At 49.4% G+C, this 20,733-nt stretch carries 22 protein-coding genes; 8 read left to right on the forward strand and 14 right to left on the reverse strand.

Annotation, left to right across the window (positions count from 1 at the left end; translation table 11 throughout):
* Positions 1-81 precede the first annotated feature (81 nt).
* On the reverse strand, positions 82-1,032 hold the full coding sequence (locus AK963_RS08600; protein ID WP_066015053.1) for an amidohydrolase: 951 nt from the start codon (positions 1,030-1,032) through the stop codon (positions 82-84).
* 211 nt (positions 1,033-1,243) lie between these two features.
* Between AK963_RS08600 and AK963_RS08605 the strand changes: the two genes are divergently transcribed.
* From AK963_RS08605 to AK963_RS08615, 3 genes are all read left to right on the forward strand, one after another.
* Positions 1,244-1,606 carry a phage holin family protein gene (locus tag AK963_RS08605; RefSeq protein ID WP_066015054.1) on the forward strand — a complete coding sequence of 121 codons (363 nt, stop codon included), beginning with the start codon at positions 1,244-1,246 and terminating at the stop codon, positions 1,604-1,606.
* A 297-nt stretch (positions 1,607-1,903) separates the two neighbouring features.
* On the forward strand, positions 1,904-3,118 hold the full coding sequence (locus AK963_RS08610) for a site-specific integrase (protein ID WP_066015055.1): 1,215 nt from the start codon (positions 1,904-1,906) through the stop codon (positions 3,116-3,118).
* Between the two features lie 165 nt (positions 3,119-3,283).
* On the forward strand, positions 3,284-3,505 hold the full coding sequence (locus AK963_RS08615; protein ID WP_066015056.1) for a hypothetical protein: 222 nt from the start codon (positions 3,284-3,286) through the stop codon (positions 3,503-3,505).
* 185 nt (positions 3,506-3,690) lie between these two features.
* On the opposite strand, the gene AK963_RS08620 is transcribed toward AK963_RS08615, so the two are convergent.
* From AK963_RS08620 to AK963_RS08640, 6 genes are all read right to left on the reverse strand, one after another.
* The gene (locus tag AK963_RS08620; RefSeq protein ID WP_066015057.1) at positions 3,691-4,536 is read right to left on the reverse strand and encodes a VUT family protein; all 846 of its coding nucleotides are present in this window, start codon (positions 4,534-4,536) and stop codon (positions 3,691-3,693) included.
* Positions 4,537-4,554: 18 nt separating this feature from the next.
* Positions 4,555-5,181, reverse strand: coding sequence for a helix-turn-helix domain-containing protein (locus AK963_RS08625; RefSeq protein WP_066015058.1), 627 nt, complete (start codon positions 5,179-5,181; stop codon positions 4,555-4,557).
* The gene (locus AK963_RS33165) at positions 5,178-5,351 is read right to left on the reverse strand and encodes a hypothetical protein (protein WP_175404475.1); all 174 of its coding nucleotides are present in this window, start codon (positions 5,349-5,351) and stop codon (positions 5,178-5,180) included. The genes AK963_RS08625 and AK963_RS33165 overlap by 4 nt, the downstream gene beginning before the upstream one ends.
* A gap of 366 nt (positions 5,352-5,717) precedes the next feature.
* On the reverse strand, positions 5,718-6,314 hold the full coding sequence (locus tag AK963_RS08630) for an acyloxyacyl hydrolase (RefSeq protein ID WP_066015059.1): 597 nt from the start codon (positions 6,312-6,314) through the stop codon (positions 5,718-5,720).
* A gap of 162 nt (positions 6,315-6,476) precedes the next feature.
* Entirely contained in the window at positions 6,477-7,751 is a 1,275-nt protein-coding gene (locus AK963_RS08635) for a capsule biosynthesis protein (protein WP_066015060.1), read from the reverse strand.
* Positions 7,752-7,802: 51 nt separating this feature from the next.
* Positions 7,803-9,779, reverse strand: a complete 1,977-nt coding sequence (locus tag AK963_RS08640; RefSeq protein ID WP_083232544.1) for a capsular polysaccharide biosynthesis protein — start codon at positions 9,777-9,779, stop codon at positions 7,803-7,805.
* Between the two features lie 354 nt (positions 9,780-10,133).
* On the opposite strand from AK963_RS08640, the gene AK963_RS08645 reads away from it, so the two are divergent.
* Positions 10,134-10,700, forward strand: a complete 567-nt coding sequence (locus AK963_RS08645) for a TIGR04219 family outer membrane beta-barrel protein (RefSeq protein WP_066015061.1) — start codon at positions 10,134-10,136, stop codon at positions 10,698-10,700.
* 69 nt (positions 10,701-10,769) lie between these two features.
* On the opposite strand, the gene AK963_RS08650 is transcribed toward AK963_RS08645, so the two are convergent.
* The 3 genes from AK963_RS08650 to galU all read right to left on the reverse strand — a co-directional run bounded on the left by AK963_RS08650 (position 10,770) and on the right by galU (position 15,807).
* On the reverse strand, positions 10,770-11,807 hold the full coding sequence (locus AK963_RS08650) for a glycosyltransferase family protein (protein ID WP_139117318.1): 1,038 nt from the start codon (positions 11,805-11,807) through the stop codon (positions 10,770-10,772).
* Positions 11,808-11,825: 18 nt separating this feature from the next.
* The gene (locus AK963_RS08655; protein ID WP_083232545.1) at positions 11,826-14,903 is read right to left on the reverse strand and encodes a glycosyltransferase; all 3,078 of its coding nucleotides are present in this window, start codon (positions 14,901-14,903) and stop codon (positions 11,826-11,828) included.
* Between the two features lie 82 nt (positions 14,904-14,985).
* Positions 14,986-15,807: a UTP--glucose-1-phosphate uridylyltransferase GalU gene (gene galU / locus AK963_RS08660; protein WP_066015063.1), complete on the reverse strand. Its 822-nt coding sequence runs from the start codon at positions 15,805-15,807 to the stop codon at positions 14,986-14,988.
* 156 nt (positions 15,808-15,963) lie between these two features.
* Here galU and AK963_RS08665 point away from each other — a divergent pair, with 156 nt between their 5' ends.
* From AK963_RS08665 to vapC, 4 genes are all read left to right on the forward strand, one after another.
* Complete coding sequence (locus tag AK963_RS08665; RefSeq protein ID WP_066015064.1) at positions 15,964-16,206, forward strand: DUF6364 family protein; 243 nt, start codon at positions 15,964-15,966, stop codon at positions 16,204-16,206.
* The gene (locus tag AK963_RS08670; protein WP_066015065.1) at positions 16,203-16,622 is read left to right on the forward strand and encodes a type II toxin-antitoxin system VapC family toxin; all 420 of its coding nucleotides are present in this window, start codon (positions 16,203-16,205) and stop codon (positions 16,620-16,622) included. Before AK963_RS08665 ends, AK963_RS08670 begins: the two co-directional genes overlap by 4 nt.
* A 92-nt stretch (positions 16,623-16,714) precedes the next feature.
* Positions 16,715-16,915, forward strand: coding sequence for a type II toxin-antitoxin system VapB family antitoxin (locus AK963_RS08675; protein WP_066015066.1), 201 nt, complete (start codon positions 16,715-16,717; stop codon positions 16,913-16,915).
* Positions 16,915-17,313, forward strand: coding sequence for a type II toxin-antitoxin system VapC family toxin (vapC, locus tag AK963_RS08680; RefSeq protein WP_202969744.1), 399 nt, complete (start codon positions 16,915-16,917; stop codon positions 17,311-17,313). The genes AK963_RS08675 and vapC overlap by 1 nt, the downstream gene beginning before the upstream one ends.
* Positions 17,314-17,381: 68 nt before the next feature.
* Here the strand turns inward: vapC and AK963_RS08685 are convergent, their stop codons facing one another.
* The 4 genes from AK963_RS08685 to AK963_RS08695 are packed head-to-tail and all read right to left on the reverse strand — an operon-like array spanning position 17,382 to position 20,719.
* Entirely contained in the window at positions 17,382-18,548 is a 1,167-nt protein-coding gene (locus AK963_RS08685; protein WP_066015068.1) for a nucleotide sugar dehydrogenase, read from the reverse strand.
* Positions 18,549-18,561: 13 nt separating this feature from the next.
* Positions 18,562-19,368: a hypothetical protein gene (locus AK963_RS08690; protein WP_066015069.1), complete on the reverse strand. Its 807-nt coding sequence runs from the start codon at positions 19,366-19,368 to the stop codon at positions 18,562-18,564.
* Positions 19,365-19,568 (reverse strand): glycosyltransferase family 2 protein, encoded by a 204-nt coding sequence (locus tag AK963_RS36850; RefSeq protein ID WP_175404477.1) that lies wholly within the window; start codon positions 19,566-19,568, stop codon positions 19,365-19,367. The genes AK963_RS08690 and AK963_RS36850 overlap by 4 nt, the downstream gene beginning before the upstream one ends.
* Before the next feature lie 20 nt (positions 19,569-19,588).
* Entirely contained in the window at positions 19,589-20,719 is a 1,131-nt protein-coding gene (locus AK963_RS08695; protein WP_066015070.1) for a polysaccharide pyruvyl transferase family protein, read from the reverse strand.
* Positions 20,720-20,733 lie beyond the last annotated feature (14 nt).

Genomic DNA, 20,733 nt, shown 5'->3' on the forward strand with positions numbered 1-20,733 from the left:
GTCCTCTCGATTGGTCATGGCGCTGCTCCCTGCTTGATACCAACAGGAAAACAATCGGCCAGAAAAGGGTTAATCGGGAGGTCAAATTAAACTGGTGTTTTGAAGACTTATTACATCGGTGATGACAGTTCCATCCAAAATACCATCAGCCATCGAAATATCGGGCCATATAACTAATCGCTGGGGAAAGAAACCAAACCTGGCCGCGAACGCCAAAGGCTTCCATTTATCAATATTGGTAAGGCCACTCTGAACCGTCGTCACCCCTTTTTCCAGATATTCCTGCTGGCTCTTCTGGAGCATTTCAGCGATTCTTACCAAAGACAGATTCAATGCTGCAGCAACGACAGGATCCTGCGCTTTTTCCTTCAGTAACCCAGTAACGTTGCCCTTACTGTCTCTTACAATCTCTCCACCTGTTGGGTCCTTGCTGTCACGAGTTATTCCCATGATTTCCAGGCCCAGTGTATTGATCATGACCATATGTCCGGAAATATGAAGTACTGCGACAGGGTGCTCTGTTGAAACTTGATCAAGGTCTTCTTTGCTCAGGAAGCGCTTCTCCAGAATCATGGTATCGTCGAAGCCAAAACCGATGATCCACTCTCCTTCAGGGGTTGCGTCACCCATTACCTTCAATTCGTTCAGTGCATCCTTGATAGACAACGTACTGCCAATAGGGGGACTGTTCAAATCAGCTGCAACAGCACTTAAGCCGCTACCAGGAAAGTGACCATGGGCTTCGATAAATCCGGGTAGCAGTGTTTTTCCTGCCAGGTCGATATACTCTGCCTCTGGTGAGGCCTGACTTAGAACAGCCTCTTCTGAGCCAACGGCAATAATAATACCCTGTTCAACCAGCACCGCTTCTGCAGTGTAGTTCTCCTGATCCATTGTCAGTACCGTTGAGTTCAGAAATACCTGTTGGTCAGGAGGAGAGGGATTGAGCTGATACCAGATAAAGTAAAGGCCTGCGGTCACTAAAAAGAACAGAACCAGAAAAGCCTGTAAGACTCGGCGTAGGACAAACATATAAGCCCCTTTTTTTCTTATTATTTATGCAGTTGTCGTATCACAGGATGCGAGCTGGCCACAGTGTGCAGGGGATTAAAACGCAAAGCAATAATTTTACACTGCCGTATGCTTTACCTGTTGATGTGATCACTGGACCGACAGAACTCATTTGCCTGTACCATAGTGACCTACAATGCAGTGATTGCTGTAAAACATTGAAGGTAGTTTGATGGATATACTTTTATTTCTGCTGGTACAGATAGCCATTCTGGCGATTTATGGATTTATTATTTTTATCTCTGCCCGTCTTCTTCCGGGAGTGGAGATTGAAAATTATTCGATAGCCTTTATTGTTGCCTTGGTATTGACCTGCCTAAACCTTCTGGTTAAACCCATTCTGATGATATTAGCGCTACCAATCACGATTCTTACTCTTGGATTATTTACCTGGGTTATTAATGCTCTGATCCTGGTCTTCTCCAGCAAGCTGGTTGATGGATTTGAGATCAAGAACTTTGGCTGGGCAATGTTGATGAGCCTGATCATGGGCATCTTCAAAATGTTTGCCGTGATCTCATTTCCCTTTCTATAGTTTTTCACCACACATAGCAAAAACCCCGACAGATTGCTCTATCGGGGTTTGCAGCCTTGAGCGAGCTCAAGGTAAATAGTGGTGCCTGGCGATGACCTACTCTCACATGGGGAGGGAAAATCGTAGAACCCCTGCTACTAGGCACTATATTACCAATAATAAACAACCCTACACCCCTTGATATATCTGGCATTATGAGCTAACTAGTAAGATCATACCAGAAAGTTGCAATACCGTTTCGGCAGAATGAGTCCGAATTTATTCCGAATCAATGAACAATGATTGGGGTTGAGGGAGATGATCAAGAAAATCACTGAAAGCAGTGTATCAAAAATGGGTGAGAAAGCCCTTAGGGACAATGAGATCCGTGGGTTCTCCTGCCAGTTAAAGAAAACCGGCAAGTACTTCTACTACGAATACAAATCCCCCGTTACCGGAACCAACCGAAAACACCCCCTTGGCAAACATGGGGAGATCACCGTCGAACAGGCCCGGACGATGGCACGAGCAGCTTCTGGGGATGTGGCAACGGGGAACGACCCGCAGGAACAAAAGCGAGAGCGTCGCAAGGCGATTGAAAAAAATCGACAAAATACCCTGCGGGCTTTTATTGAAGGCGACTTCAGAAGCGTCACCCCCGAAATAACGGCGGACGAAGCCGAGAAAAATATCAAACGTCATTTCGCAAAGTGGCTTGATAAGCCCATGTCCCAGATTACCGCCTTTGATATGAGCAAGTGGCTCAACAATTACCCCGGAGCCCCATCGGGTGGCAACCGGATTATGAACGATCTTCGGGGCATTCTGACCAAAGCGGTCGCTGCGGGTTATCTGGAGAAAACCCCGATGTCCGAAGTCAAACGGCTCAAAGAGGACAAGAGCAAAAAGATCAAATACCTGACCCGTGACTATGAGAAAAAACTCATGGCCGGTCTGGATCAATACGACGATTACCGTCGGGAACTGGATAACCAGTACGAAGGCAAGTTTGCCGATATGCTCCGGCCATTAGTCATGGTGGCCATCCACACCGGTATGCGTAAAGGTGAACTGCTCAACCTCAAGGTAAACGACATTGATTTCGCATCCGGAGTCATTACCGTGGTGGGTATGGGGGATCATTCCGACAGCCATCCTAAAAAGAAAGCACGCACCAAATCACTACAAACCCGCTACATTCCCCTAAACGTCATATCAGCCACCATTCTCACAGACTGGCTCGACCAAACAGGCCACACCGACCTGGTCTTCCCAAATAGCTCTGGTCAGAGAGCCAGTCACAAGCACATAGACCGACGCTGGTATAAAGCCAGGGAAGCGGCAGGACTGACCGGCAAAATCGATTTCCATGGGTTGCGACATACCTTCGGCACCCGTCTTGCTGAGCTTCGAGTGGATCTTGTCACCATCCAGGAACTGATGGGCCATGAGTCATTGGATGTCACCGCCAAATACCTCCACACCAGCCCGGAACGGAAACAGATGGCCATATCAGAGTTGGAAAGCTATTAGCCTGCAACACGATTCAACCATGGACTCCCCTGTCAAAACGTGGCAACAATAAGTTTTGATACGTATCGATACTTACACCTTCCAAGTGGTTAATAATCGCGCACCTTCAGGAGGACGGGCTGACGCCAGACCTGCAATCCACAACACAGGGAATCATCACCAGTCATGATAAACATCGAAAAATACACACTGTGGGATGGGCAAACCGGCTGGCAGGCACGATTTCAGCTTGAGGAAGGCGACACATCGGAGACCGTTCACACCCGTCGTTTCAGCTGTGCCAAATACGGTGAACGTGCTTTTCAGAAGGCACTGGAATGGATCGAACGACAATACTATCAGCCAGAAACTGCCGAATTCGATGAAGTCCCCGGTCAGGTTGATTGACCAATGTCTCACCGGATCAGTGTGCCCGACATTGTGTAGCCCCTGACGGTGACCAGATCACCAGGGCCGGATTACCTATTGCAAGAGGATGGACTGACCCGACTCAGGCTTGCCGCGACTATTTAGCCCCACTTTCCCGCTCGGGTCTCTGCCTGTTAACTACACGACCAGTTTATAATGAAGCCCTACTTCACGTATTCACGACGCCACTGCCGGGTTCCATGCACAATCACCGTGCCGATAACCAGAAAACAGAGTGACAGGATGATCTTTGACAACGTGGTGTCCTTGATCAATTCGCTCACTGCATCATTATGCCAAAATTCACCAAAGCGAATAAAACCGCCGATCGGCGTAAAGATCACCATGGCAATCACAGACGATAAAGCCGAGCGAATCACAAAGCCAAGGTTCTGCACTTTTCTGCGGAGCTTTTGAAAAATCAAGATATTGACCATATCGGTTACAAACAGGGCACACCCCAGGGCCATAAAGTTATCAGTCAGTTCCCTGATCAGTGGGTCCAACCCCATCCATTCAGCCCACCACTGCCCCAGCAGACCGACCACCACCAGTACGGCAGAAACATCCACCACCAAACTTCTGGCCCGCCGATACCCGTAGAGTTCTGAAATGCAATCCAGAAACGTAAAGGACAGCGAAAAGGAAAGTGATGCTCCCGTCAGGATAACCCCCAGCACCTCAGTTTGCCCGAGAAACGCCAGCGGGCAGAGAAAGACCGCCACCATATACGCCAGGCGCAATAGCCGCAGCAGGGTATGTTGTGAGGAGACTGAGAAAGAGTGCCCACCGAAGGTACAATGATCGGTGAACACAAACGGATGGCCTTGCAACAGCTTGTGGAGCCTGGCCCGATCCTGTCGGTTCAAGTCATCCACCTGACCGGTTTCTATGAAGGTTCGGATTTTTCGGTGTGTAGTCAGGCCAGCCTTGTCGACCAGCACCTCATCCTTTTCCGGATCGTAATCGAGTAATCGCATAGTGTTAACAGCCCTGTTGTTATTGTTCATGGTCCATCATCACCCCTTTTACGTTCTGACCGCCTCCTCACTGGGTTCTGCCTGCCAGTAGTCCATGTTTCTCACTCTGCCGATCACCTCCATATCAGGATCTTTGCTGTAGACGCAATCCATTCCCTGGTAATGGGCCACAAAACTGCCCAATCGTTTTCGCCCCTCCCCGTTGATCCAGGCAACAAAAAATCCGGGGCCCGGGCGCGATTCCCGCTCTACCGTCAGCAGCGTGTAGGCCGGAAAATAATCATTGGTCTCCGGAACATAGAGGTAGCAATACCGCTCCTCCTCTACCGGTATATGCCGGTGGCTGCTGAAAATATTCGGTACTTCCGCCTCGATCTCGTAGCTGTCGCCTTCATTCGGTACGACCGTTACCGTTCTGAAGTAGCGGCGATGCCGGGGAACCGTGCGTTCATGGTCGTACGGTTCACCAATTCCGGCGCCCAGCCAGTGAGGGCTAACCCCCATGGCTTCCGCCAGTGTATCGAGGTACTTATGAGGGGTACGAATTTCGCCCTGGGACAACCGGTAAAGATACCCCCGGTCAATGCCCGTTTTACGGGCCAGTTTGGGTACGCTGGAAATGGCTGCCAACTCCATGGCCTGTTGCAGCCGTCTGGCCATCTCCGGGTGATTCATGGGTGACTGCCCTCCTCCTGCCCATATCGGCAGCGAATAACATCCAGTGCGATGACCAGCCATTTTTCGCCACGGCGGTCCAGTTTATCCAGCTCCGTAACGATGATGGTCAGCGACTGATTCATCTCGTTGAGATCCGGAGGAAGGTTCGGTGTGCCATCTACGTCCATGTAGAAAGTCCTGCAGTTCGTTTATGAAAACTACCTACCGAACATTTATCCTATTCACTCACCCTGAAGATTTCAACACTGTTTGATGTATTTTGTACCATTTTTTAAACAGACTGGAGACATGATGAACATTCACAGACAATGGAGCCGCCAACCGGGATGCATTTGGCCTGCCCGCATCACCGCAAAAAACCATTCAGAAACAGGGGGAATGCGTGAAAGGAGCACTGACGATTGAGGAAGAAAATAGAGCAAGGGTTCTGTGCAACCGACACAAAACCATGGGCATGGGTCAGACAAATTTCCGTCAAGAAGTAACGGCCACGGCTAGCCACCTGATCCAATTGAATAATCTTTCAGATGCTATCACCACCAATACCCGAACTGTACGACTCCAAAATCCAGTCCTTCATTTTGTGGATGGATATGAGCATTGGAATAGTGAAACCACCCGGCAGAAAGCTCATACTGCATCTGCCCACCAAAGCGCCCCCCCAGCAACGTACGAATCTCAAACTGAGTATGCCCACCCATATTGATAGGTGACCTCAACTTCTTTTCAATATCTTTTTTGGATTGATAACTGAGGCCAACCCCGGCATCGACAAAAAGTCGCATCCAGTCCGAGGTATTATGTTCAAGACGAAAGACAGGGGAAAAGCTGATAGCGTGGACATCCGCAGCCCCATCTGGGCTTGGCTCATCTTCCGGTCCAAGCTGGCTGGCCCAGAAATTCACGGCCAGATCGGAAAAGCCGGTCAACTGCCAAGTGTCGGAATCCTCAAACCAGGTTCTATTCCAGTCCCAACGGAGGCTGGCCCGGTAATCATTGAGTTCAGCTTTATTATGAAGATAGTGACCATAACCGATGGCAGCACCATCTGGCGTGAGATCATAAGCGGAAGATAATGCGGGGGTAATTGCCATCGCCAGGGCAAAGCCGCGGAGAGATCCTTTCTCCATTTTGGTACAACTCCTTACTGATCATTTCAAGCAAATCGCTGTACGGCCTTGCTCATGCGATATCTATCAGTATTGATGGAGTTTTAAATTGCTATAGCGATATGAATAGATTATTTTGAATGATTTAATGAAATTAAAATTCTAAAAATGAATAAACAGCTGCTAAGCAACCGCTCCTTCTTCATTAGCTACCACTTGCACCGGCTCAGCCACATTAACAATGTCTCCTACGGAGATCGGCTCAAACTTCTTCTCATAAAAAAGCCGCGCATTACGACAACTCAGCGGCAGCTCATTAAAGAAACTGCCATTAATCTGACTCTCACGAAAAATCATCGAATGCAAACGATTGAACAATTCCGAATGCACCGGCTCGGGAGCCTTCCAGAACTGATCCAGGGAACATTGCGACGTCAGGTGGCGAATATCGTAAAAGGCCCGGCCTGTTACTTTCACCGGCAGGTTATGGAGCAACGCAGAAATACCGACAGTGCTGTTGACCGTCACCACTCCCCGGGTATGGTGATACAGGGCAGGCAGTGGAATATCATGGCAATAGATAATGCGCCCAACCACGCCGTACTGCAGCGCCAGCTGTTCAATCATTTGACGATAATCGGTATACCCCCTATCCATCGGATGATGCTTTAACACCAGAAAATCCCTGTGATCGGCATTGTCCGCAAAAGAGGCAACCACCTCTTCAATAAATGCCTCTACTGACGGGTAATCCGAGTGGTAAAGCATCTGTGAATCATCGTGAACCTGCAATGCTACAAGAAAAAAATGGCCACTCAGCTCACCGGTTAACTTCTGTCCAATATGCCGGTCACACCACTTGTTCAGGTATTTACGACCAAAGCCACGAATCCATTTTGCCCCTTCTACCATGGGTGAAAAAGCCCGATGATGCTGATAACCAGCAAATCGCCTACGTTGAAACCAGGCAGCCCAATAATAGAGCGCAGCATACCGCACACGCTCACCCATTGATGGCGGCATAGGTACCTCAGCACTCAGCCGTTGGCTGGAAGCCGATGCCAACCCTATTAATGAAAAATCCAGGCTTGACAAATCATTGACCCCACCACGTTCCAGAGTAATAGTGTCCGGACGCAGGTAGCCTTCCTCGAACACCATAAACTGAACCCCAAGCCGTTCGCAGATCGGTTTGGCCAGCCGATGGTACAAGCGGCAGTCCCCCATCAGAAACACCGCCTGAATCCGGTGTTCTGACAAATAGCTTTCCAGAAATTCAGGCCACTGAATAGCTGAACCGGTGTAATCAAAGCAGCAGTCCGCACCACCGTATAAACGATCCCCACCATTAAAATTAATCTTATGGGTGACATACCCATGGGCAGAAAACTCCCGGGCCAGTTCCCGAAAGAATGGCCCCAGCGGACCCTGAAGAAAAAGAATCGGTTTCGACTGCATCACTCGTACTTCTTGTTATCACCTGAAAAAGAGTCAGGGATCATCGCTCCTTCAGGCTCTGATCGCTTCCAGTAAAAACTGCACCTTCCGATGCTTTCGTCCAAACCAGCCAGAGTGCCGATAAGCATCATCAGACAGACGCTGTCTTGAAAGCTCAGCGACAATCCGCTCTGGTGTGGTAAACCGCCGGGTCTGCCAATGCACATAACGGGGATATTCACACAGTGCCAGATAAACCAACTCGGCCACGGTGCGATGGCTCTGCCGACGACGGTCAATTCCACTGCCTGCCATATGATCATGAGTCAGCCCCCAACCGGCATAAAACGGCATGCCCCAGCAATGCACGGTTTTATTCTGAAGCAGCGCCTCAAACCCCGCTTGTGATGTCATCACATGGAGTTCATCGCACTGGCTGACGCAGTCAAAAATATCGCAATCGGTCACCACCCGGTCAGCCAGCTTCAGGGCTTCGGGCTCGGGCACATGCCCCTGCCTGCCAGCCTGAACCACATCCGGATGCGGCTTGTACACCACATAGGCATCAATACCTTGCTCATCCAGCCATTGCCGTACCCGAACCAGCAGGTCAATATTGCGAAAAATCACCGGGCTGCCAAATTTTAACGAAGCGTCAGAATCCACCTGCCCGGTAATCAGAATACGACGCTGCTCAGGTTTCGCATCGGCAAACGGTGCGCTCCCACTGGTGCCCAGATTGTACTTGCTGATTCGCTGCTGTAGCAGCAGCGAAATTAACGTTTCGCCTCGCTGCACTTGTTCAGGCAAAAGCTCGAACGTATTGAGCAGATTTTCAAGTCGACTCGGCTCAGTCGCATCGTAATAAATACCCCTGTCATCCAACACCAGAGAAGCCGGTCGGCGTAAATCCGCCCCCAACCCACAGGAACGAATAAACCCGTCCTCCATCCGCCAAACCGGCATTGAATCTGTATCAAACCCATCCGGTAAAGGCTTTCGCCCCCAAACCAGCAAGCCGCTGTTTCCGGTATCCTTCGCTAATCGCTTTTGTATCGCCCGATGGTGGGGCACAAACTCCACTTCATCAGCCAGACCGTTGGCAAACTCCTTCACAAACGCCCGCTTCCAGAGACTGAAGCCAAGCGCGTACAACCGATCCACCTCAGGCTGCTTATACTTGCGCTGCAGGGCAACCAGCTCCAGCACACCTTCCAGCTCACAGGGCTCACCCGTTTCAGGGTCAATATACCGGGTATACAGCAGACAGGCCGCCGCAAACAGGCTCGCCAGTGTATGCTTCTGAACGCGACGCTCACAACGAACCCGGTCATCGGTCAATCCCCAGCCACTGTAAAACGGGATACCAAAACAGACCACTGGCTTTCTGTGCAGTAACGCTTCAAACCCCAGCTGGGAGGTCACCACATACACCTTATCAAAGTGCGGGAACAGCGACTGGGCATTCACCTTATCCGCCAACACCTTAACTCGGCTATCCGTAATACCTTTTATTTGGCCCTGTTCCACCGGGAAATACCCCTGCTTGGTGCCCAACACCACATCCGGATGAACCTTTACCCACACTTCTGCTGCAGGATTCTCCTGCAATGCTGCATCGAGCATGGCGGGAAAGGTTTCCGGACCTGCCATACCACAGGCGACAGAGCAATCCCCAAACGTCTGGTCAACCACCAGTACCTTGGGCTTACCGATGCTACCAGCAGGCTCCTGCCACAGCCCAACCGGCTCATGGTTGTATTTACTGATATGGTGGGTGCAAATGGTATCAATAAGATTAACGCTGCGGGCTTCCAGCTCCGGTGTCAGCCATTGCGGGTTATTCAGTAGATTTTCCAGGTCAGAAGGCTGCCTGGCATCGTAATAAATGCCAACCTTATCCACGATCAGGGAAAAACGACGGTCACCCAACGCCGGATGCCCAAGATAACTGATAAAGCCATCTTCCAACCGCCAGAAGGGTAATTTCAGTCGTTCCGCGCGTGCAATGGCTTTTGTCGTATTGGCTTTCATGCCCCAGCCCAGCACTGCATCAAAAACCCGGTTCCTGTCAGGCCAAAAGCTCCAAGGCCCTAACAGGCAAACCTCGCCCTGAAGCAATGACGCTAATTCAGGTGAACCTGCAATACCGGCTGAGCAAGAAAGAAATCGGGGCAAGGGAGTAATCCCATCATTAAAAAAGGACAACTGTACCAACCTTCATACAAGGGGCAAATCCGGAGATTCCCGCAAACAACGTTGAATAATCAACAATAACGCAGCACACAAATAGACGCAGACTTCGCGACAGCGCTGCGGTAAAACCCTAAATACACACCGGAGAACGCGCGGTACAGTGCATACTTATTTCTATCTTTCCATCGTAAGACGAAGCTTACCCCGATGAAAAAAGCGATCAGCTTATCCTTTCTGTTACTCGGCAGTACACTCACCCAGGCCGATATTATCGGCGCCAAAGGCGGGCTTGACTACTGGCACACCAAAGACCACGACAAATCGGGCTCCATCTATGCTCAAATTGAGCACCCGATTCCCCTGGTGCCCAACGTTGCCCTGAGGGCCACGTCGATAGAAGGCGACACCGACAGCCTGAACAACGTGGATGTTTATGGCTACTATGAAATCCTTGACAACGATCTGGTCTCCATCGATCTGGGTGCAGGCCTGCACAATATCAGCGGCAGTCGTCATTACAACGACACCCTGCCCATGGCTGTTGCCGATGCCGAATGGCTCCCGGGCAGCCAGGTTTCCTACTACAGCAAACTGAACTACGCCAAAAACTCCGACGCCACCGTGACCGATATCAGTGCCGGTGCCCGCCTTCAATTGCTGCCCGCCATTTATCTTCAGGCGGGTTATCGCCATTACGAGGTTGAAACCGACAACGCTGGCGGTCATTCAGACACCATAAAAGGCTTCACCGCCGGTATTCATCTGGATATTTAATCTCTGTCCACGTTTTAAAAATTGAAAGGGTTCAAAAACTCAACCATTTTTTGGACCCTTTCAATCCAGTTATATTGAACGACATCGTATATGTTTCTCCCCAAACGCCAACGACTGTAGTTGTACCGCATTTCGGATCATGTCTGATCGCTGCACGGTCAGCAGAGATTCAACCCCCTCCGCCCACACCACAGGATCATCCGGCAGTACAAGCCCGGCCCCACCGTGCAGAATCTCCTGTGCATGGGAGAATCGTTCCGAATAAATCCCCACGGCGTTCTGTCGGGTAATATCCAGAAACTTGGTATGGGAGCGAGCGAGATTAAATGGCGTATCCATTAAGGGGGACAGACCGATATCCATGGTTCTGGACGAGGTCATGGCCAGGTAGTCCGGCCAGGGCATGGGGTGCAATATGGAAATTCTGGGAATCCCCCGAAACTGACGATACAGCGCATGATCCCCCATCAGTTCGAACCACGTATTGGGGTTGCGCGCCTGCACAAGCTTTACCACCTCCCGTACAAACGCCCATTCCTGTGTATGGGAACTGCTGCCGTGATAAAAGCATCGCATCAGCGGTTGCGAAACCGTACCGACTGGTTCAACCGGAGGCAGCACCGCAGACTCCGGCAGGTTATACTTTTTGGCCAGATGCGAAGTCGACACCCAGACCGAGTCACAGAGCTGAGCCAACAACGGGGAGGCTCTGCGATACCAGGTGGCCAGTCGCTTCCGATACGCTTTCGGTAACGAGTGGTCACTGTGCGCGCCGGGAAAATCATCATCCATAAACCAGACAACGCTGGAAAACAGTCTCGATTCATTGGCCAGTACCCGCAAAACCGATAGTGGAACATCGCGCACCAGAATCACCCGGCAACCCGGGGTCAATGCCTTTAGCAACGGTTCTGAAGCCTTTGCGTCTGCCAGGGAGGAGTCAACTTCCAGGTAATGGTCAAAACCGGCCTGTCGACTGCGAAAATAGAATGCCATGGTGGGCGAATGAACAGCACCAACCACCACCGTGTGACCGGGTTCCCCACGGTTATAATCAGCCCCTGGGGTAAATAACCGGCGGGGATTACGAAAAAAATCAAACATCACCGCTATCTTCACCTGAACTCAAACCCGATAACCAAAATCTTCATGCACCAGCGTCAGATTCGGGTTATAAAATGGGTCAGTCAACAACGCCTTCCCCCAGGTCGCTTTCATATAATCCACCTCTCGCTGAAAACGCAGCTGCTTTTCCGGTGTGTCTTCATGCCCCCGAGAGATTGATTCATAGTGGTAAAGCTCGGCATAGGGTGTCCAGAGGTTACGATACCCGGCTTTCCGGACCTTCAGGCAAAAATCCACATCATTAAACGCCACCTGCAGATCCCGCTCGTTCAAACCTCCAACCGCTTCATAGACCGATTTCCTCACCAGCAATGCAGCGGCCGTTACGGCGGAACAATTCTGTACCAGCTTCAGCCGTGAGAAATAACCAGGATGATCACCGGAAAAATATTTGTGACCATGCCCAGCCACACCACCAATACCCAGAATCACACCCGCATGCTGAATGCGGCCATCCGGGTAATACAGCTTGGCCCCTACACAGCCAATATCCTCCCTGGAAACCTGTCGAACCATCTCCTCCAGCCAGCCGGGGGAGATCACTTCTATGTCATTATTGATCAGCCCGATAATGCTGCCCCTGGCCTGACTGACGCCGTAATTATTAATGGCGGAATAGTTAAACGGGTGGTCATAATCAACGACCCGAACAGTCTCATAACGCTTAAGGCTATCCAGATATTTCAGGGTTTCCGGGCACTGGCTCTGGTTATTGAGAATCAGAATTTCATAATAGGCATACGTCGTTTTCTTGAGAATACTGTCAATGCACTGCTTGAGCACTTCAAACCCGTCACGGGTTGGAATCAGCAGGCTGACCAGCGGTGCCGGTTGCGGCAAAGGCCACTGCACCCGGTAGGTATTGGCCAGCTTGCGCTTACTGACCTGTACCGGTAAAGACGCCTCCCGGAAATACTGCTGCAACGCCCTGAAACCGGCTTCCGTCGTGTAAGATTTTTCCCCGGAAGCCAATGCTGTTGAGCCGCTGATGGCCCGCCAGTGGTACAAAATGGCGGGGATATGGACAATTTCATGATCCTTCACCCGGGCAATGCACCGCAGCAACAGATCATAATCCTGGCTACCTTCCACACCCTCCCTGAAACCGCCAACAGAGCGCACCAGGGCCGTCTCCAACACCGAAAAGTGAGAGATATAATTGTGGGAATAGAACAGGTCCCGGTTCCAGTCGGATTTAAAATGGGGTTCAAAGCGGTGACCCGACTCGTCCATTTTATCTTCATCACTGTAGAGAACCCGGGCATCCCGCTGCCGGTTCAACGTTTGCACCACCGATAACAAGGCATCCGGTGCCAGACAGTCATCATGATCCAGCAACCCCACATAAGCCCCACTGGCCAGCTCAAGGGCACTGTTACTGGCGGCCGAAATATGACCATTCGTTTGACGAAAACAGACCTTGATCCGGTGATCACCATCACGGTACTGCTCCAGCAGAGGCCGGACATGCCCAACCGTGGAAGCATCATCGGCAATGCACAGCTCCCAGTGGGGGTAAGACTGGCGCAGAACCGACTCAATGGCCGACTTCAGGAACGCTTCACTGGTATTGTAAGTGGCCATTACCAGAGAAATAACGGGCTGAAAAGTCAGCGCTGCCAGAGCACCCTCAACCCCGGCGGGTGATAATGGGGGTAACTCGTGGGTCTTGAGCCACTGGTCATAGGCAATGCCCCGCTGGCAGGGCTGAAAACACTGGTCATACACCTGCAGCCACTGTGCATCAGAAGCCGGCTCGCTGACTGCCATCCCACGGGCTGATAACTTTTTCCTCATCAGCTTACGGGCAAACCCTGCCGTCAGCCGACTCATGGACATATGGTTGACCGAGATAAAGCAGGGTTGCTCAACCGGGTCAAAACGCAGTCGAAGGGGCTTCTTCGGAAAATAAACCACCCGTTTAGCCAGCTTGCCGGAAAGTAACGGAAGGATAATAGCCTCCTCCTCAACAAACCCGTTGCCATAATCCACATAGAGCTTCGCTTCCATACGCGTCACCAAACTGCGAACCTGGACCGACAGCATAAACCAGCCCGAACGAAACCCACCCAGGGGTTTCAGTCGAAAGCAGGGGTCATCCCCCACCGCACGCCACTGATAATGCCCTGCCGCCCGCAACAGGTGATTGACCGGTTGCAGCTGAAATGCCGGTGACGGGTGAAACCGACACCATACCCGTTGCCCCCGACGCTTCAGCCGGGGCAACCATCCAGGGCTGGCCTGACAGGTCGCCAACCGGTCCAGAATGCCGTCCACCTCCCGGTTCAAAGAGGGGAGCCAGGGCTCAAGCCAGGTACAGGTTTCATCGTTCAGGTCATGCTGGGTAAAAAACCGGTCCAGCCGCTGGCTATTGGTCGTTGCCCGCCCACGGGGCTGTTTGCGGGTTTTGAACTCTTCATAGGATTTGATCACATAATGATTGACCCGCAACCCACTCCAGCAGACCCGTTCACTCATCCCGTCCGGATGCTTCGGGTCAAAAGCCATCACAGCCCCATCGGGGTAAACATAATGCCCGGCACTCAGCTGAGCTTTGTGGGGGTTCTCCATCAAGCGGCAACAGGCAGGCTTTATCATCGTCTTGATATGACGGTTCACCCCCTGGTTCTGAAACGCCCTCATGGTAAACCGCTCAGCCACCAGGGCCGGTTCAGCCTGCTGATGCCCAGAGGAACCAAACAGCGCCCAATTCATACCGATGGCACCAACCCGAGCGTCATCGCTCAACGGTGCCAAAATATCCCGCACTGACCAACCCGGCTCAGGCACAATAAACTCATCGGCATCAATAAACGCCAGCCAGTCCACCTCATGGCCAAATTGTGCCAGCAAGGCGTTATAGGCCGGCACCTGGGGTGCACCACCTCCCGGCGTCGGGAACCGCACACAGGTAATCAGACCGGCATCGTGTAGCTCGGTCAGCAGTTCCGATGAGCCATCATCACTGTCGTTGTCCGCAATAAAAAAACGGTCAAAGCCCATAAGTCGATGAAAGGCCAGCCACTCAATAATGTAGGGGTGCTCATTTTTGAAAATGGCCGCGATGCCTAATCTCATTGTTGCTTCCTTGGGGAATGTTGAAGGTTACAGCGTATAAGCGTTTAAACGCTGCAACCTCCAACAAAATCGCCCTGCGATTTTAATACAGTTTGTCGTAGCAATAGTTGGTCGCTTCGATAAAGCCTTCAATACTGCCACAGTCAAACCGTTTGCCCTTGAATTTATAAGCCAGCACACAACCGCGCTGAGCCTGCATCATCAGGGCATCGGTAATCTGGATCTCGCCGCCTTTACCAGGTTGCGTATCCCGAATCAGGTCAAAAATATCCGGGGTCAGAATGTAGCGGCCGATAATCGCCAGGTTGCTGGGCGCATCCTCTTTAGCCGGCTTCTCCACCATCGTTTCAACCCGGATCAGGTCATCAGAGATGGCCTGCCCGGCAATCACGCCGTACTTATGCACCTCGTTTTCCGGCACTTCCATCACCGCCACAATGGAGCAGCGGAACTGTTTGTAGAGCAGGGCCATTTGCGACAGCACACCGGGGCCATCCGGATTAATGCACAGATCATCCGCCAGCACCACACCAAAGGGCTGTTCACCAATAAGGGATTCACCACTGAGAATGGCATGGCCTAATCCTTTCATCTCCCGTTGCCGAGTATAAGAGAAAGAGCACTGATCAATCAGCTGGCGAATATTGGTCAGCAGGGATTCCTTATCGGTGCCGGCAATCTGGTGTTCCAGCTCAAAGTTGGCATCGAAATGATCTTCCAGGGCTCGTTTGCCCCGACCTGTGACCATACAGATATCCGCCAGCCCGGCTTCCAGAGCCTCCTCAACCCCGTATTCGATCAGTGGTTTTGAAACCACTGGCATCATCTCTTTGGGCATGCTTTTGGTGGCGGGGAGAAAACGGGTGCCGTAGCCGGCGGCGGGGAAAAGACATTTTTTTAACATAAAATCTCTGTTAAGAAAGTTAAAGCGTTACAACGTTTAAGCGTTGCAACATTAAGCGTTTAAACAAAATCACGTAGTGATTTTCACCTTGTCAACGGCTCCAATACGTACTAATTTGAAAAAATGATACGTATTGTAGTAAGGAGGCAGAACAAAATGAACAAATTAACCCTGACGGTTGATCCTGAAGTGGTGCGGCAAGCCAAAGCCTACGCCGCGAAGCAGCAGCAAAGCTTATCAAAACTGGTGGAAAACTATTTGAAAAGCTTACCCCGGACAGAAAATTCACAGTCACCACAACTAACAGGTGCAGTCGCTGAGCTGGCAGGGATTATCAGTGAAAAAGAGCTGGAAGACGCCAAAGACTATAGCGATTTTCTGCAGGACAAATACCAATGACCTCCACCCTGTTTCTGGATGCCGATATCGTACTGGACTTACTGGCCAGGCGGGAGCCCTGGTTTCAACAAAGTGCCGCTATTTTTTCCCGAATCCAGGCCGGTGAATATTATGGTGCAACATCGGTGCTGGTGTTTGCCAATGTCTTTTATATTCTCCGAAAAATCAAAGGTCAGAAGGCGGCACGGGAAGCACTGCAAACACTCAAAAGTCTGCTCAGGGTAATGACCACTTCAGAAGCCAGTCTGGAAACCGCTCTGCACTCCACGTTCACTGACTTTGAAGACGGTATTCAATACTTCACCGCACAAAGTGGTGGTGCCAACCTGCTCATTACCCGCAACATAAAAGACTATAAAACTCAAAACCTGCCGGTGATGACTCCGCAGCAGTTTCTGGAAAGTCTTAAGTGTTAACGTTAAAGCGTTGAAACGTTACAGCCATTGGTAATGAATAAGCAGACAGGCTAGACTGTTTTTGTGTAAAGCATTGTGTAGGAGTTGATGATATGCCTTCAAACCTCGCTATCGACGATGACTTGATTGCCCAGGTTCAACAGCTGGGTGGCTATAAAACCAAAAAGGCGGCCGTTAATGAAGCGCTTGCCGAATTTATTCGCCATCGCAAGCAGCTGGAACTGCTGGATGATTTCGGCACCATTGATTACCACGACGATCAGGCCTCCAAAAAAGAGGCCCGTAGAAAATAATGGTGCTGGTAGATACCTGCGTATGGTCTGCTGCACTGCGTCGGCGTCATGCTGAAACTGTTCCCGAAGAAGCCATCCTGTTGCAGCGATTAATCCGGCAGCACCGGGCCGTGATGATCGGGCCGATACTGCAGGAAGTGTTAACCGGCATTAAGCATGAGGCTCAATTCACACGCTTGTGTGACAAACTCAGTGCCTTTGAGTTGCTGCCCATTTCTGAAATGGACTATATCAGCGCTGCGTCTCAAGCCAACATCTGTCGTAGACATGGGGTTCAGGGCTCTCATACCGACTTTCTGATTGCGACAATGGCCATCAAACACCAGATCCCGGTACTGACAACCGATAAAGACTTTATCCACTACCGCAAACACATACCTGTTGTTTTGTATAGATGAAACGTTCAATCGTTAAAAGGTTTCAATGCTCTTTTAAACGCTTAAACCTTCAACGCTTCAACATCTGATTAATCCGATCCAAAAAGGTCGCGGGTATAGACCTTATCCAGCACATCGGCCAGTTCATCCACCAGGCGGTTGGAGACAATCACATCGGCGGTCTGTTTGAACTCATCCAGGTCGGTAATCACCCGTGAGTTAAAGAACTCCGCTTCATCCAGCACCGGTTCATACACCACCACTTCAACACCCTTGGCCTTGATGCGCTTCATAATGCCCTGGATAGACGACGCCCGGAAGTTATCGGAACCGGCCTTCATAATCAGGCGGTAGATACCCACCACCTGTGGCTTGCGCTTGAGAATGGACTCGGCAACAAAATCCTTGCGGGTGGTGTTGGCATCCACAATGGCGCCAATAATGTTATTGGGTACATCCTGGTAGTTGGCCAGCAGCTGGCGGGTATCCTTGGGCAGGCAGTAACCGCCGTAACCGAATGAGGGGTTATTGTAGTGCCCGCCGATCCGTGGGTCGTAACCCACCCCTTCGATAATCTGGCGGGCATCCAGGCCATGTACCTCGGCGTAGGTGTCCAGCTCATTAAAATAAGCGACCCGCATGGCCAGGTAGGTGTTGGAGAACAGCTTGATGGCTTCCGCTTCTGTGGAATCGGTAAACAGCAACGGGATATCGGTTTTCTCGGCACCTTCTACCAGTAGCTGGGCAAACCGTTCTGCCCGCTCTGACTGTTCACCCACAATAATGCGGGAGGGATGCAGGTTATCGTACAATGCCTTACCTTCCCGGAGAAACTCCGGTGAGAAAAGTATATTGTCACAACCAAGCTCCTCTTTAATACGCTGGGTATAACCTACCGGCACGGTAGACTTGATTACCATCGCCGCATTCGGATTAAGGGCCATTACCTGCTTAATCACCGCCTCAACAGAAGCGGTATTAAAGGTGTTGGTTTTAGGGTCATAATCCGTTGGTGTGGCAATAACAACAAACTCCGCTTCGGCATAGGCCAGTTGCGGGTCGGTGGTTGCCCGGAGGTTCAGCTCCCGGTTGGCCAGGAACTCTTCGATTTCTGCATCCACAATGGGCGACAGTCGGTCGTTAATCATATCCACCTTTTGGGGAATGATATCAACGGCCATCACCTGATTGTGTTGTGCTAATAAAACGGCGTTGGACAGGCCTACGTAGCCTGTGCCTGCGATTGCTATGATCATAATAAAATAGAAATCAGTGTTTGCTTAATATCTTGGTAATAACTTCCTTTGGATGGCCTGAGCTATTAATCATATTGATCAACCGTTCATGAGCAGTGCTATCAAGCCTTTCTAACTTAAATGCAAGATCAGCCAAAAAGTTCAGGCTATTTTCGTCTAAACGATGATCCGAGCTTACCAATTTACTACCTTTGTTTATAGGATCTCCGAAATTATCAAATAAAACATTGTATTCTTTATCTAATACTTCAACAGCACTTCTAACCAGAGGAGATTCTTTAAAAGATTTATCGACATAAAATTTATAATGCGATCCCGGACCGACGTAACGCCCATCTTCCGTAATCTTTATGTCATCTTCAGAAAATCTTGACAAATTCGCTTTAGATGATTCAAGCAGTCTACTTCCAATATGCTTATAATGAAGTAGAGCTATTTTATGCTTGTTAGACGTCTTGTAACCATACCTCTGCTTCATATGCTCGAAGCCTGCTCCCCATGAATGACAGCCCTCGGTATAAGCCATGTCAAATGACACATCAAATATCGCACGCTTATCAAAAACAGGTTCTCTAACGCCTAGCCTATATTGCTCTAAAAGAGGTTTTTCCGGGTCTATATCATTAGATCCAACCATGTTAAACCCAATAATATTCGGAACCGTCACTCCTGACCTTTTATAATCTGACAATACAGAATGAAGGTCTGGGTGATAAACAAGTTCATCTATATCAACACAAATCACCCAATCTGCCACTTCTTCAGTATACCTACCTCCAGCCCTACTAAAATCTTTATATGCTTCAGACTTTATTTTCACATGGTATTTATTGTTTTTTTTCCTCCCGTATCAAAATTAATAACCCTAACATTGTCATACTGGCAGGCTATTTTTACGGAATCATCTGTTGACCCATTGTCGAACAAGAATATCTTTGAACATATAGAGGAATAGTAATCTAAGACGCTCTTAATGATTTTTTCTTCATTAAAGCATATAAGATATGCATGTATTTTCAAAATTAAGCCCCCGACCTTGATTAAAACCTATTGAACATCAAATTATGACTAGCATAAAATTCATGTAAAACTTCAATATTTAGTTTTGAAATATCCATGAAATTCTGGATGTTAATATTACCAGATAGCCAACCAAAGTCGCTCAAGTTTTTAATATTGAAATCTAAGATTGATATATTTGGAACCCCCATATAGCTAGCTAATTCTTCAGTTCTTTTATCATGTGTAATTAGAAGGGAGGGTGTGCCAGCAAGAGTAGATGACACTACCCCATGAATTCTAGTTCCAATATAACAGTCTTCCTTTTTTACATCTGTAATCCAGTGCGCCAAACTACTGTGAAACTTCCCTTTTTCTAAAAGCTTTTTACTTAAATCGGAAAAATCATTCAACCCATAATATTCAACAGCCTTCTCTTTATTAGCACCAACATCTTCACGATTCAAAAATGCTATTTCAAAAGACTCAGACTGGTAGTATATAGATGATGCATATTTGATTGCATATTGGTACATCTCTCTGTGCTTAACATTCTCAAAATCTTCTTTCCCAAAACCGTAGCGTGTTGGACCAAAAGCCAGCCTAAAATCTTCTTTTTTTTCTAAAGGGCGAATCTCAGGCACTCGGCCATCTGAAAACACAGAAGGACAACCAAGCACAGATATATTTTTTACTCCAAGATCATTAATTATTTGAGCTGTAAACTCGCCTCTTACACCTAAGCTAGAACCTCGTTCAGATAAAATATTTAATAGCCTAACAGTCCCTTCAGGAACTTCAGACAAGCTTCTACCATCCATTTGGGACCCTAAACCTATAACGCATATAGGTAGATTAGTTTGTTCAAGAAGGTCTGCCAACCAACCCCAGTCCTGCTTCCAGTTTACCCAGTTTGATGCTGGAATCATTATGGAATCAAATTCATTTCTAACAACATCTGGATTGAAATTAAACCCTATATGTTTTGTCCCTTCAATCTGGCGATAAACAGCTTCAGTGAACAACATATTTCCACTATTGTTTCCACTTCTCTCAAGGGCCAGTGAACCACTAGCATATTTGAGATTATCAAGACCTATGCTTACTACACCAATACTTTTATACATATAAGCCACACAATTAATAGTTTGTTTGGGTGAAGTAAACTCCACCCGTGAGTCTTAAA

It is taken from the genome of Endozoicomonas atrinae, assembly GCF_001647025.1.
Taxonomy (GTDB): Bacteria; Pseudomonadota; Gammaproteobacteria; order Pseudomonadales; family Endozoicomonadaceae; genus Endozoicomonas; species Endozoicomonas atrinae.

Coding starts and splice junctions, on each gene's coding strand:
- AK963_RS08685 (WP_066015068.1), bottom strand. CDS start 18,548: ATGATCATAGCAATCGCAGGCACAGGCTACGTAGGCCTGTCCAACGCC.
- AK963_RS08635 (WP_066015060.1), bottom strand. CDS start 7,751: ATGCAGTCGAAACCGATTCTTTTTCTTCAGGGTCCGCTGGGGCCATTC.
- AK963_RS08615 (WP_066015056.1), top strand. CDS start 3,284: ATGATAAACATCGAAAAATACACACTGTGGGATGGGCAAACCGGCTGG.
- AK963_RS08630 (WP_066015059.1), bottom strand. CDS start 6,314: ATGGAGAAAGGATCTCTCCGCGGCTTTGCCCTGGCGATGGCAATTACC.
- AK963_RS08605 (WP_066015054.1), top strand. CDS start 1,244: ATGGATATACTTTTATTTCTGCTGGTACAGATAGCCATTCTGGCGATT.
- AK963_RS33165 (WP_175404475.1), bottom strand. CDS start 5,351: ATGGACGTAGATGGCACACCGAACCTTCCTCCGGATCTCAACGAGATG.
- AK963_RS08600 (WP_066015053.1), bottom strand. CDS start 1,032: ATGTTTGTCCTACGCCGAGTCTTACAGGCTTTTCTGGTTCTGTTCTTT.
- AK963_RS08610 (WP_066015055.1), top strand. CDS start 1,904: ATGATCAAGAAAATCACTGAAAGCAGTGTATCAAAAATGGGTGAGAAA.
- AK963_RS08625 (WP_066015058.1), bottom strand. CDS start 5,181: ATGAATCACCCGGAGATGGCCAGACGGCTGCAACAGGCCATGGAGTTG.
- galU (WP_066015063.1), bottom strand. CDS start 15,807: ATGTTAAAAAAATGTCTTTTCCCCGCCGCCGGCTACGGCACCCGTTTT.
- AK963_RS08620 (WP_066015057.1), bottom strand. CDS start 4,536: ATGAACAATAACAACAGGGCTGTTAACACTATGCGATTACTCGATTAC.
- AK963_RS08655 (WP_083232545.1), bottom strand. CDS start 14,903: ATGAGATTAGGCATCGCGGCCATTTTCAAAAATGAGCACCCCTACATT.
- AK963_RS08670 (WP_066015065.1), top strand. CDS start 16,203: ATGACCTCCACCCTGTTTCTGGATGCCGATATCGTACTGGACTTACTG.
- AK963_RS08665 (WP_066015064.1), top strand. CDS start 15,964: ATGAACAAATTAACCCTGACGGTTGATCCTGAAGTGGTGCGGCAAGCC.
- vapC (WP_202969744.1), top strand. CDS start 16,915: ATGGTGCTGGTAGATACCTGCGTATGGTCTGCTGCACTGCGTCGGCGT.
- AK963_RS08675 (WP_066015066.1), top strand. CDS start 16,715: ATGCCTTCAAACCTCGCTATCGACGATGACTTGATTGCCCAGGTTCAA.
- AK963_RS08645 (WP_066015061.1), top strand. CDS start 10,134: ATGAAAAAAGCGATCAGCTTATCCTTTCTGTTACTCGGCAGTACACTC.